Below are 12,814 nucleotides of genomic sequence, written 5' to 3' on the forward strand. Positions count from 1 at the left end.
TCTATAAAAGCTTGTTTCGTAGAATGAATCCTAACCCGACGAGGAATGGAGGGTCAACGCGATGACTTCAGAGGCGACCAGATATCGCATCGAGTCGCTCGCCAAGGGCCTCACGGTGCTGAGGCTCTTCGACGAGCGGACGCAGGCACTCAAGCTTCGCGAGATCTGCGACCGCACGGGCATCCCCATGCCGACGGCGTTCCGCATCGTCGCGACCCTCGAGGAGGAGGGATTCATCGAGCGGATGCCCGACGGCTCGGTGCGCCCCGGGGTCGCCGTGCTCACACTCGGCTCGGCCGCGTTGCGCGGTTCAGGCCTCGTGCAGGCCAGCGAGCTGACGCTGCGCGAACTGGCGGATGCCACGGGCGAGACGGTCAACCTCGGCGTGCTGCGCGGTGATGAGGTGCTTTACCTCGTGCGGCTACGCAACTCCGACCTCGTGACCGCGAACGTGCAGGTGGGCACGACGCTGCCTGCTGTGCACACCTCGATGGGCAAGGTGCTGCTGTCGGGGCTCGGCAGGGCCGAGCTGGGGCGGCTGCTCGACGGTGTCGACCTGAGTGAGGGCGGCGGGCCGAACGCCCTGCGCTCCCGCGAGTCCCTGGAGCAGCAGCTGCTGAAGATTCGCAGGCTCGGCTACGCCGTGCAGGATCAAGAGCTGGCAGCCGGGCTGCGCTCGGTCTCCGTGCCCGTGGTCGACGCATCGGGGGCTGTCGTCGCCGCCATCAACATCGCCGTCGCGTCGACCCGACACAGCGTTGCAGACCTGGAGAAGGTGCTCCTGCCGCAGGTGCAGCAGGCGGCGGCCCAGATCAGCAGGAGGATCCAGACACAGTGAGCCGCATCCATCGCTTCACTCCCGACGAACTCGAGGGTGACCGCCGGGCCGCCTACGACTCCATCACCGGCGGACCACGTGCACGTGGGCCGCAGCACTTCGCTCTCACGGCCGCAGACGGCTCGCTCAACGGACCCTTCAACGCCATGCTGCTTTCCCCCCGGCTCGGCCTCGCCCTCCAGTCGTTGGGCGCCGCCGTGCGCTACGAGACGGCGCTGAGTCCCCGCGTGCGCGAGATGGCGATCCTGATCGTCGCGGCCCACTGGGACAGCGCCTTCGAGCGGATGGCGCACGAGGCCGTCGGGGCGGCGGCGGGGCTGAGCGAATCAGAGATGTCGGCCATCCGCTCAGGAGGAGCGCCGGATCTCGGCGACGCGGTCGAGCGGGCGAGCGTCGACTTCGCGCGAGCCATCGTGCGCGGAGACGCCAGCGATGCCCAGTGGGATGCTGCGCGGCGAGTGCTCGACGAGGTTGCCCTCTTCGAGCTTGCGACGCTGGTGGGCTACTACGCCGCGCTCGCGCTGCAGCTGCGGGTGTTCCGGGTCGGGGCCTGACATGGGCGAGTGGCGCGCGGAGTGGATCACGCACGACACCGGACCGGCCGGGCCGGGGCGGCGCCCCGTCGTGCACTTTCGGCGACAGTTCGCGGTGAGCCGCGACATCCGCGCAACCCTGCGCATCACGGCGCACGGCATCTATCAGGGGTTCCTCGACGGCGTGCGCATCGGCGACCACGAGCTCGCGCCCGGCTACACGGAGTACGGCTCGCGCCTGCAGGTGCAGGAGTTCGCACTCGACCTCCACGCGGGCGAGCACTGTCTTGCCGTGGAGCTGTCGGATGGCTGGTATCGCGGGCAGGTGGGCCTCTACCGCCACGCTGACCAATGGGGCACCCAGACCGCGTTGCTCGCGCAGCTCGACGGCGACGGGGTCGACGTCGCCACCGACAAGGCCTGGCAGGCCCGCGCTGCCGACCACACCGCCGATCTCATCGCGGGCGAATGCATCGACCTGCGCAGTCTCGACGGCTGGCAGCATCCCGGCTACGACGATTCCGGCTGGGAGCCCGTCGCGGTGGAGCAGCGGGGTTACGAGACCCTTGTGCCACAGGAGGCGCCGCCGGTGCGGCGCATCGAGGAACTCGCACCCCGCAGCATCCGTCGGCTGGGTGACCGGCAGATCATCGACTTCGGCCAGAACGTGGCGGGCTGGACCCGACTGGCGCGGCTCGGCCCACGGGGCACCGAACTCACCCTCACCCATGCGGAGGCGCTCACGCCGGAGGGCGACGTCACGCAGGTGAACCTCGCCCCCGACATCCCGGCGCTCGGCGTGAAGCTGCCCGCCGGCCAGGTCGACACGGTGATCTCGGCAGGGCCCGGCTCCAGCTTCGAGCCCCGTCACAGCACCCGTGGCTTTCGCTACCTCGCGGTCGACGGGCTCGACGACGACCTCGAAGCGCAGGATGTCACGGCCGTCGTCGTGCACAGCGACCTGCCGCGCACCGGCTGGTTCACCTGCAGCGACCCCTCGCTCAACGCGCTGCACGAGGCTGCGGTGTGGAGCTTTCGCGGTAACGCGATCGACATCCCCACCGATTGCCCGGTGCGCGAGCGCGCGGGGTGGACGGGTGACTGGCAGATCTTCGTGCCGACCGCCGCCTACCTCTACGACGTCGCCGACTTCTCCGCCAAGTGGCTGCGTGACCTCGCCGCGGGGCAGTGGCCCGACGGCACGATCGGCAATTTCGCCCCCATGCCGCGGGGTGAGGGGCGGGAGAGCCCGGGTGCGTTCATGAACGGCTCGGCGGGGTGGGGCGATGCCGCCATCATCGTGCCGTGGGAGCTCTATCGCGCCTACGGTGACCCTGCCGTGTTGGAGGAGTCGTGGCCCATGATGCTGCGCTGGATCGGCAGGGTGCGCGAGCTCGCCGAGACGGGCCGCCATGCGAGCCGCACGGGGCCGGTGCAGCCGCACGAGAGGTACCTCTGGGACAGCGGCTTCCATTTCGGCGAGTGGCTCGTGCCCGAGCCGAGCGGCGACTTCGACTTCGGCGAGCTCATGGCCGCAGACAAGGGCGACACTGCCACCGCCTACTACCGGCACTCGACGCGTCTGCTGTCGCAGATCGCGGCGGTGCTGGGGCGGGAGGAGCAGGCGGCGGCCTTCGCGGAGCTCGCGCAGCGCATCCGCTCGGCCTGGCAGCGGGAGTACCTGGTCGACGGCCGCGTGCAGCCCGCGACCCAGGCGAACTGCGTGCGCGCCCTCGCCTTCGACCTGGTGGATGATCCCGCCCCTGTCGTGCAGCAACTCGTCGAGCTGATCGAGGCGGCGGGCGACCACCTCGCGACGGGCTTTCTCGCGACGCCGTACCTGCTGCCCGTTCTCGCGGAGCATGGGCGGGCGGATGTGGCGTTCCGTCTGTTGCAGCAGCGCAGCTGGCCATCGTGGCTCGGCATGATCGAGCAGGGTGCCACGACGATGTGGGAGCGCTGGGAGGGCTACGACGCTTCAGGCATGCCGTTCGAGTCGCACAACCACTACTCCAAGGGGGCCGTGATCTCCTTCCTTCATCGCCATGTTGCGGGTATCCGCCCGGTAGAGCCGGGGTATCGGCGGTTCTCGGTGCAGCCCGTCATGGGCGGTGGCCTCGGGCACGCGGAGGGTCGACTCGTGACGCCTCTGGGTGAGATCGTGTCGGTGTGGGAGCTCAGTGAGAGTCGATTCGAGCTGTCGGTGACCGTGCCCGCGGGGGCGACGGCGGAGGTCGTGCTGCCCGATGGTGGACGGCACGAGGTCGCCGAGGGCCGACACTTCTTCACCGCGAGTCGACAGAACTGAAAACCTTCAATACTCTAGGTTTTCGCGTGAGAACCCTGAACTGAAAGACGAGCAACGATGCCCCAGCCCACCCCGACCCCCCAGTGCGTCGACCTCCGGGCCGAATACGGGCACTCGACGTGTGTCGCCGTCGCCACCCCCCGCCTGAGTTGGAAGACCGTCACCGACGCGCGGGACTGGGTGCAGGCATCCGCCGAGATCGAGATCGAGCAGCAGGCGAGCGCCGCCCGCATCACAGGCCTGAGCGTGACGGTCGACGGTGCCGAATCGGTGTTCGTGGAGTGGCCCTTCGAGCCGCTGACCGCGGGGGAGACGGCGACCCTGCGGGTGCGCACGACCGGCGCCGACGGGGTGGCTTCGACGTGGAGCGAGCCGCTCACCATCACCTCCGGCCTCGTCGACGACTGGGCCGCCCACATGATCGGTGCCGCCGCCGACACCCCCGCACAGCCCGCGCGCCTCCGCCGCGAGTTCGAGGTCAGGGGCGAGGTCGCGCGCGCCACCCTCCACGCGACCGCGCACGGCGCCTATCAGGTCGAGATCGGCGGCGTACCTGTCGACGATCACCTGCTCAAACCCGGCTGGACCGCCTACCAGGAGCGGCTCGTCCTCGAGACGACGGATGTCACCTCCCTCGTCGCCCGAGGCAGCACCGCCATCGGGGTCGAACTGGCGGGTGCGTGGTACACCGAGGAGTACGGCTTCGGGCCGGGCGCCCAGCGGCTGTACGGCGAGCAGCCGGCCGCCGCGGTGCAGCTCGTCATCGAGTATGTCGACGGGGCCTCGGAGACGATCGTGTCGGATGCCTCGTGGCGGGCCAGCACTGCAGGCCCCCTCGTCGCGAGCGGACTCTATGCCGGCGAGACCTACGACGCCCGCCGGGAGCAGCCCGGCTGGTCGTCCGCGGGCTTCGGCGACTCCGACTGGGCGGCAGTGCGCGTCGACGGCGCGTTCCCCACCCCCGAACCGCGCAGCGCCCCGCCCGTGCGGGTCATCCAGGAGCTGCCTGTCGCCGAGGTCATCACCACACCCTCCGGCGCGACCGTGCTCGACTTCGGCCAGAACCTGGTGGGCGGCATCCGCCTGCGTCTCACCGGCACGCCCGGTGACACGGTCACCCTGACGCACGCCGAGGTGCTCGAACACGGCGAGCTCGGCACCCGGCCGCTGCGCCGGGCCGCCCAGCGCGACGAGATCACCCTCGGCGAGGGGGAGCTCGTCTGGCAACCCCGGTTCACCTTCCACGGCTTCCGCTACGTGCAGGTCGATGGGCTCGCGGTCGACCCGGCGGATGTCACGGCCCTCGTCATCCACTCCGACATGCCGCGCACCGGCTGGTTCGAGAGCTCCGACGAGCTCGTCAACCGGCTTCACGAGAACGTGGTGTGGGGAATGCGCGGCAACTTCCTCTCACTGCCGACCGACTGCCCGCAGCGCGACGAGCGGATGGGCTGGACGGGCGACGTGCAGGTCTTCGCGCCCACTGCGAGCTTTCTCTACGACTGCGACGGGTTCCTCGCCTCCTGGTTGCGCGACCTCGAGATCGAGCAGCGGGCCGCCGACGGCGCCGTCACCATGGTGGTGCCCAACGCCCTGCCCTTCTTCAGCGGTGGTGCGGCGGCGTGGGGCGACGCCGCGACGGTAGTGCCCGACACCCTCTTCGCGCGTTTCGGCGACAGGGGCGTGCTGGAGGTGCAGTACGAGAGCATGAAGGCCTGGGTCGACTTCGAGCTGGGGGTCTCGAGCGATCGCCACCTCTGGGAGGGGCAGTTCCAGTTCGGCGACTGGCTCGACCCGGATGCCCCGGCCGATTCCCCGGCGAAGGCGAAGGTCGACTCCGACATCGTCGCGAGCGCGTACCTGTTCCACAGCCTCGGCATCGTCGCGCGCGCGGCATCCGTGCTCGGACGTGGCGATGACGCTGAGCGCTACGCCCGCGAGGCCGCCCTGGTGCGCGCTGCATTCCGCGCGGAGTATGTGACCCCCGCCGGGCGCCTGATGTCTGACGCGCAGACCGCCTACGCGCTTGCGATCATGTTCGGCCTCGCCGACGAGCACGAGCTGCCCGCGATGGGGGCACGCCTCGCGACACTCGTGAGGGAGGCCGGGTACCGCATCGGTACGGGCTTCGTGGGCACACCCCTCGTCGCGCCCGCCCTCACCCTGACGGGGCATGCGGATGCGGCATCCCGACTGCTGCTGCAGACCGAGGACCCCTCGTGGCTCTACCCCGTCACCATGGGGGCGACCACCGTGTGGGAGCGCTGGGACAGCATGCTGCCCGACGGCACCATCAACCCGGGCGAGATGACCTCGTTCAACCACTACGCGCTCGGCTCGGTCGCCGACTGGCTGCACACGGCCATCGCAGGCCTGGCGCCCGCCGCCCCCGGCTATCGGATGCTGCGGCTCGCGCCCACCGTGCTGCCCGGCCTCGATCATGCTCGCGCCGAGCATGAGACACCGTACGGACGCGCTGCCGCGGGGTGGGCTCGCGTCGATGGCTCGATCGAGGTCACCGCCGTCGTGCCGCCGAACACGCGCGCCCAGGTGCTGCTGCCAGGCGGCTCGAGCCACGAGGTCGGTTCGGGCGCGCACTCGTGGACGGTGCCCGCCCCCGCCCCCACTGCAGCGCCCGGCCCCGTGCACCTCGGCACCCCGCTCGCCGACATCGTCGACGACCGCGAGGCCTATGCGGCCGTGGTCGAGGCCATCCGCAGTGTGGCACCGGATGCCGTGCGCGGCTTCACCCACAAGACCGTGTGGGGTGCAGGGCGACCGATCGGCGCAGGGCTCTTTGCGGTGCCGTTCGAGGCGCACGCACCGATCGCTGCGGCGCTCGACGCGGTGACGGCGGCGCGCATCTCGCCGGTCGAGTAGGCCGCGAGGGCGGTAGCGACACCGCGGGTGGGGTTTCGATACGCTCGCTGGCGCTCGCTACTCAACCGGCCGGTGCGCTGGTTGAGTAGGCCCGCCAGGGCCGTATCGAAACCGGCCGGGTGGGGTCACCCGCGCAGCGCGAGCACGAACGGCAGCACCGCGGATGCCCCGGCTCGCCGCAATTCGCGGGCGGCGACCGTGAGAGTCCAGCGGCTGTCGGCGAGGTCGTCGATCAGCAGCACGGGGCGGCCCAGCCCGGCGAGGTCTTGAGCCAGCTGTGGGCCGACCTCGAAGCGGTTCCACACGCCGGCGAGCCGGTAGGCACTGTTGCCGCCGGGTTCGCCGGAGGGGCCGCCGCCGGCGAGAGACAGTGAGCCGAGGTGCGGCAGGCGTCCCGCTGCAGACAGCCCGTCCGCGACCGACGACACCAGCAGCGGCCGGGAGCGCGACGGCACGGTGACAATGGCGGCCGGCCTCTCCTCCCAGCCCCAGTCGGCGAGCACGCGCACACACGCGTCGATGAGGGCGGGGGAGGCCGCGGCATCCGGAGCTCCCGCTGCGAAGATCGCGCGCAGGGTGTTGCCCCAGCCGAGGTCGGTGAGGCGGGCGAGGGCGCGGCCCTCCGACATCCGCTCATCGGGGGCGATGCGTCCCTTGACGGGCAGGCCGAGTCGGTCTGCGCCGGTCGGCCACTGGGCGCGGGGCTCCACAGGAACACCGACGCGGTCGAGGGATGTCGCGGCGCTCGCGGCGGCATCGGCTGCGACCTCCGTGGGGTACCAGGCGCCGGCACAGTTGTCGCAGCGTCCGCACGGCTGGGCGGTGTCGTCGTCGAGGGAGCGCTGTAGGTATTCCATGCGGCAGGTGCCGGTCTGCTCATAGTCGAGCATGTGCTGCTGTTCGGCGACGCGTTCGGCGGCGATGCGCTCGTAGCGCTCGGCGTCGTAGCTCCACGGGGTGCCGGTCGCCACCCAGCCGCCCTGCACACGGCGCACGGCTCCGTCGACGTCGAGCACCTTGAGCAGCAGCTCGAGCGGGGTGCGCCGGATGTTCACCCGCGCCTCGAGCGCGGGAGTGGACGTCGGTGAGTCGGTGGAGAGTGCGGCGATCACCGTCTCGGCGCGCTCCTGCGACGGCATCGATGCGGTGGCGAAGTACTGCCAGATGTCGGGATCTTCTCGGCCGGGAAGCAGCAGCACGTCGGCGTTGTCGGTGGCACGCCCGGCGCGGCCGACCTGCTGGTAGTAGGCGACGGGGGAGGAGGGCGCGCCGAGGTGAAGCACAAAGCCGAGGTCTGGCTTGTCGAAGCCCATGCCGAGGGCGCTGGTGGCCACGAGGGCTTTGACGCCGTTGTTCTTGAGTCGACCCTCGAGTTGCTCGCGCTCGCCCGGGTCGGTCTGGCCGGTGTAGGCGCGCACGTCGTGGCCGGCGTCGCGCAGGAGTCGGGCGGTGTCTTCGGCGGCGGAGACGGTGAGCGCGTAGATGATGCCGGAGCCGGGCAGTGAGCCGAGGTGTGTGAGCAGCCAGGCCAGGCGTGCCTTCGAATCGGGCAGGCGCAGCACGCCGAGTCGGAGGGATGCGCGGGCGAGCGGGCCGCGGATGGTGGCGACCTCCTCGCCCGAGGAGAGCTGCTCCTCCACGTCGGCGACGACGCGGCTGTTGGCGGTCGCCGTTGTCGCCAGCACCGGCACCCCCGGGGGCATCTGGGCGATGAGGTCACGCAGACGGCGGTAGTCGGGCCTGAAGTCGTGGCCCCAATCGCTGATGCAGTGGGCCTCGTCGACCACGAGCATCCCGAGTCGGCGCACCAGGGCGGGCAGCTGTTGTTCGCGGAATGAGGGGTTGTTGAGGCGCTCGGGTGAGACGAGCAGCACGTCGACCTCGTCGCGGTCGAGGGCGGCGAGCACGTCGCCCCACTCGTGCGCGTTGGTGGAGTTCATGGCGACGGCACGCACGCCGGCTCGCTCGGCGGCGGCGATCTGGTCGCGCATGAGGGCGAGCAGCGGTGAGACGAGCACGGTCGGGCCCGCGCCCCGCTGTCGCAGGAGGAGCGTGGCGACGAAGTAGACGGCCGACTTGCCCCACCCGGTGCGTTGCACGACGAGTGCCCGTCGGCGCCCCTCGACGAGGGTGGAGATCGCCTCGTACTGGCCTTCGTGGAACTCCGCGTCGGGGCGGCCGACGAGAGTCCGCAGCACGGTGAGGGCGGAATCGAGGGTCTTGTCGGTCATCACCCCAGCCTGTCATCCACCACTGACGACCGTCGACGTTGTACCCCTACCCCCAATTGGGGAGACAAGTGCGTCTGTCCTCTTTTTGGAGGACTATGCTCGAGACTGCGCCACACGCGCATCCCACCCGTTCCCCCCAATCACGGGCGTGGGAACGCGTGTGGCGTTCCGTGTTCGTGCTGCCCCTGGCGGCGGCCATGGCGCTTGCCCCCAATAGGGGAGACAAAGCGGTCTGTCGTCATTTCGGAGGACTACGCTGCGAACGTGACCCTCCCCCTCCGCACCCGAATGGCACGCGTGCTCCGTGTCGTCGGACCGGTGGCGATCGCGTGTCTTGTCGTGGCATCCGTGTTCAGCGCGGTCGTGTTCGCAGCGCTCGCCGTGGCGACCGAGCGCGAGACAGCGGCCCTCGCGCTCGAACTCGAGACAAGCGCGCAGAGCGCCGTGGAGGTGATGGAGGGGCGACTCGACGGGGCCGTGTCCGACGTGCTGTTCATCGCCCAGGCCCCGGCGACGGTCTCGCTCGGAACCGAGATGACCGCCGAGGCGAAGAGTTCGGCAGCCGAGACCTTTGCCGCCCTCGCCGCAAACGAGAGTGTCTTCGAAGACGTGCGCTACATCGGGCTCGACGACCGTGAAATCGTGCGGGTGGTCTCCGACGACGGCCAGATCAGGCGCATCCCCGAACACGCACTCGACGACCTCTCCGCCTACGACGTCTCGGGTTTCGCCGCCGAGATCGAACCGGGTGAGGTGTTCGTCTCCCCGTTCGAACTCACCAAGGATGACGGGGCGATCGTGCGCCCGCTGCATCCGATCGTTCGCATCGCCACACCCGCGTTCGACGCTCACGGCGACAGGGCGGGCACGGTGATCGTCACCGTCGACGGTGCGATGCTGATCGACCGGTTGCGGCGGTACTTCGACCACGGCCAGCACGTCTACCTGGTCGACGGTGCCGGGCAATGGCTCGTCGGTGAAGGCCCTGACACCTCCTGGACGGCCATCCTCGGCGGGGACGGGCTCGCAGACCAGCACCCCCGGTCGTGGCAGGAGATCAGTGCGACAAGCAGTGGCCGACACCGCGGCGACGAGGGGCTCTACGGGTTCGCGGCGGTGCACCCCGGCCTGGCGATGGAACGACTGGAGGCGGAGCGCCGCGGAGTGAAGGAGCCCCTGGGCGCCGAGAGTGACCGGGTCGAAGCGTGGACGGCGATCGGGTTCGTGCCACAATCCGCGCTCCCGTCGGCCAGCATCACGCGGCATCCGGAGCTCCTTGCCGCCTATCTCGCCGGGCTCGTCATACTGCTCGGAGTGACCGCCCTCATCACCCAGCTGCTGGTCGGACGCCGCGGGCTCCGCCGCTCCGTGCGGCAGGCGGCGACACGACTGGCGGCCATCCGCGACACCCTCGGCGACGGACTCATCGTGGTCGACAGGCAGGGGCGCATCACCGATGCCAACCCGGAGAGTGAGCGGCTGCTCGGGTGGGGTCGCGACGAGATGCTCGGCCGGGGATCACACGAGCTCTTCCACAGCCATCCGGAGCACGCCCTCGCGGCAGAAGACTGCCCCATGCTCGCCGTCGCCACTGCGGGCGCGACCTTCCGCAGTGACGACGAGATCTTCGAGCGCAGGGACGGCAGCGCGCTGCACGTGGGGGTCAGCGCCGCCCCGCTCATCGTCGACGGACAGGCGGAGGGCGCCGTCATCGTCTTCCGCGACATCACCGAGATCCGTGAATACCAGGAGGAGATCCGTCGCCTGGCCTACCGCGACGAACTCACCGGACTGCCCAACCGGCGGGTCTTCGCCGATCGTCTCGACCTGGCGATCGGATCGGCCGACCGCCGCTCGGCGGCCATCGCCGTCATGTTCCTCGACCTCGACGGCTTCAAGGGAGTGAACGACGACTACGGCCATGTGGTCGGCGACGAGTTCCTCAAGCAGATCGCCCGACGCATCAGGGAGAGCCTGCGCGCGAGTGACACCCTCGCTCGTCACGGTGGTGACGAGTTCGTCGTGCTGCTCTCGGAGATCGAGGGCCGCGACGAGGCGGAGGCCGTCGCGCGTCGCATCATCGATGGGCTGCAGGATCCCTTTGTCATCGACGGTTTCACGCTTCGCGCCGCCACCAGCATCGGTGTCGCCATGCGGCTCGACGGCGAATGCGCCGACACCCTCGTGGCCAATGCCGACGCCGCGATGTATGAGGCCAAGGAGATGGGCCCCAACCACTACTGCGTGAGCGGGCGCGCGCCCGTCGGGATGGGCTGATGGGATTCCCACCACTGCTTGGCGCCCCATCGGGCTGCGGGCACCGGTCGGTGGCTGACCTCGTGCGCAGGGTCGCCTCACCTGAGACCCCCGAACTGGGAGACAGATTTGTCTGTCCTCCTCGCTTAGGATCCAATATATGAAGCGCGACACGGTGGACACCGTCGTACCCCGGCCGACCCTCCGTGAGCACGCTTGGCCCTTCCTTCGCACGTGGCTGGCGCTGGGCGTGGCGTTCACGGTTGCGTTCATGGTGGTGCTCACCGGCCAGGCCAGTCGGGCGCAACTTGAACTCGAATCGAGCCGATCCGCCTCCACCACCCTGACGAAGCGCGCCGCCGAGTCGACTCTCGACTTCGCGGCGACCGACCTGCTCGTGCTCGCGGTAGACCTGAACGTCGACAGTCTTGCTGGTGGCACCAGCAACGAGGCGGAGCGACTCAGACTCGCAACGCTGTTCTCTGCCTTTCTGGAGAAGAAGCCAGGCCTTCAGCGCATCGGGGTCGTCACCGCGACCGGGCAGGACATACTGGGAGTCACCGCGGCGGGCGAGGCATCCGGAGCGAACTGGGGCGAGCATCCGAGCTTCGCTGGCACGCGTGATCTCGCTACGGGTGAAGTCTCCGTGACTGTGCTGGGCGCCGAAACCGACGGCAGGGACGGCTCGGCCGTCGTGCGAATCGCGACGCAGGTCGCCAGCGATTCGGAGCAGCCTCCGGGTTACGTCTACATGGACATTGCGGCTATCGCGCTCGCGGGGGGATTTCTCTCCAACATCGGCGACCAACAGCTGGCCTATCTGATCGACGAAAACGGCGACGTGCTTCTGGGAGCACATGCGAGTGAGCGGTGGGGCACATACTTCGGCGCTCCGCAGTCATTCGCTGACGAGCAGCCGCACAGGTGGCGGACTGTCGCGGCGGGGTCGGGCGGTCGTGAGTTCGACAGCGACGGCATGTACGCGTATTCGACCGTGTTTCCCGACCGGATCGCTGAACGGCTGGCCGGCGAGACAGACGACACGCTCGCCTACGAAGAAGAGTCGAAGCAGTGGAAGATCGTGTCGGTCGTGCCCCGGGAGGAGCTGCCCTCAGCGTCACTCCTGCGAGACGCGCCGACCTTCCTGACCTTCGTCAGCGGGCTCCTCGCCATGGCCTCCATCGCTGCCCTCATCGCACACGCCACCGCGGTGCGGCGCGCGCTCCAGCGAAGCATCCGCGAGTTGGCTGAGACTGATTCGCTCACGGGGCTGCCCAACCGGCGTGTGCTCGCCGATCGCCTGGCGCAGGCTCTGACGCTCGCCGATCGCAATGGCAGTCACGCGGCCGTCATGTTCCTCGACCTCGACCGGTTCAAGGATGTCAACGACAGGTACGGGCACGACATCGGAGATCGATTCCTACAGGGAGTCGCGGCACGCCTGGTCGCCTCAGTGCGCAAGGGAGACACCGTCGCTCGCCAGGGCGGCGACGAATTCATCGTCCTGCTGCCCCAGCTCGACGGGGTCGAGGAGGCCGAGAGGGTGGCGCAACGCATCCTCGACGGGCTCGCGGAGCCGATCGATCTCGGCGAGCATCAGCTGAGGGCGGGCACGAGCATCGGAGTCGCCGTGAGAGTCAAGGGCGAGGGTGCCGATGACCTCATTGCCAAGGCGGACGCCGCGATGTACGAGGCGAAGCAGGGCGGACGCAACCAATACCGGCTGAGCGTCGGCGTGAAGAATCCGGTTTCTTAGGAGTCGCCGAAG

Annotated in this window: 7 protein-coding genes; 6 read left to right on the top strand and 1 reads right to left on the bottom strand. The window is 69.7% G+C overall.

Annotation, left to right across the window (positions count from 1 at the left end):
* Positions 1-61 precede the first annotated feature (61 nt).
* The 4 genes from OH146_RS10695 to OH146_RS10710 are packed head-to-tail and all read left to right on the top strand — an operon-like array spanning position 62 to position 6,559.
* Positions 62-838, top strand: coding sequence for an IclR family transcriptional regulator (locus tag OH146_RS10695; RefSeq protein WP_265160306.1), 777 nt, complete (start codon positions 62-64; stop codon positions 836-838).
* Positions 835-1,392, top strand: coding sequence for a carboxymuconolactone decarboxylase family protein (locus OH146_RS10700; protein ID WP_265160308.1), 558 nt, complete (start codon positions 835-837; stop codon positions 1,390-1,392). The genes OH146_RS10695 and OH146_RS10700 overlap by 4 nt, the downstream gene beginning before the upstream one ends.
* Before the next feature lies 1 nt (position 1,393).
* On the top strand, positions 1,394-3,679 hold the full coding sequence (locus tag OH146_RS10705) for a glycoside hydrolase family 78 protein (RefSeq protein WP_265160311.1): 2,286 nt from the start codon (positions 1,394-1,396) through the stop codon (positions 3,677-3,679).
* 57 nt (positions 3,680-3,736) lie between these two features.
* Positions 3,737-6,559, top strand: a complete 2,823-nt coding sequence (locus OH146_RS10710; protein WP_265160314.1) for an alpha-L-rhamnosidase — start codon at positions 3,737-3,739, stop codon at positions 6,557-6,559.
* A 125-nt stretch (positions 6,560-6,684) separates the two neighbouring features.
* On the opposite strand, the gene OH146_RS10715 is transcribed toward OH146_RS10710, so the two are convergent.
* Entirely contained in the window at positions 6,685-8,790 is a 2,106-nt protein-coding gene (locus OH146_RS10715; RefSeq protein ID WP_265160318.1) for a RecQ family ATP-dependent DNA helicase, read from the bottom strand.
* 264 nt (positions 8,791-9,054) lie between these two features.
* On the opposite strand from OH146_RS10715, the gene OH146_RS13995 reads away from it, so the two are divergent.
* Both OH146_RS13995 and OH146_RS10725 read left to right on the top strand, forming a co-directional pair.
* The gene (locus OH146_RS13995; protein ID WP_265160322.1) at positions 9,055-11,067 is read left to right on the top strand and encodes a diguanylate cyclase domain-containing protein; all 2,013 of its coding nucleotides are present in this window, start codon (positions 9,055-9,057) and stop codon (positions 11,065-11,067) included.
* 139 nt (positions 11,068-11,206) lie between these two features.
* On the top strand, positions 11,207-12,802 hold the full coding sequence (locus OH146_RS10725; protein ID WP_265160326.1) for a sensor domain-containing diguanylate cyclase: 1,596 nt from the start codon (positions 11,207-11,209) through the stop codon (positions 12,800-12,802).
* Positions 12,803-12,814: the final 12 nt, after the last annotated feature.

Origin of the sequence: Homoserinimonas sedimenticola (genome assembly GCF_026094475.1) — a bacterium.
In the GTDB taxonomy this organism is placed as follows: domain Bacteria; phylum Actinomycetota; class Actinomycetes; order Actinomycetales; family Microbacteriaceae; genus Homoserinimonas; species Homoserinimonas sedimenticola.

Coding starts and splice junctions, on each gene's coding strand:
- OH146_RS10725 (WP_265160326.1), top strand. CDS start 11,207: ATGAAGCGCGACACGGTGGACACCGTCGTACCCCGGCCGACCCTCCGT.
- OH146_RS10710 (WP_265160314.1), top strand. CDS start 3,737: ATGCCCCAGCCCACCCCGACCCCCCAGTGCGTCGACCTCCGGGCCGAA.
- OH146_RS10695 (WP_265160306.1), top strand. CDS start 62: ATGACTTCAGAGGCGACCAGATATCGCATCGAGTCGCTCGCCAAGGGC.
- OH146_RS10705 (WP_265160311.1), top strand. CDS start 1,394: ATGGGCGAGTGGCGCGCGGAGTGGATCACGCACGACACCGGACCGGCC.
- OH146_RS10715 (WP_265160318.1), bottom strand. CDS start 8,790: ATGACCGACAAGACCCTCGATTCCGCCCTCACCGTGCTGCGGACTCTC.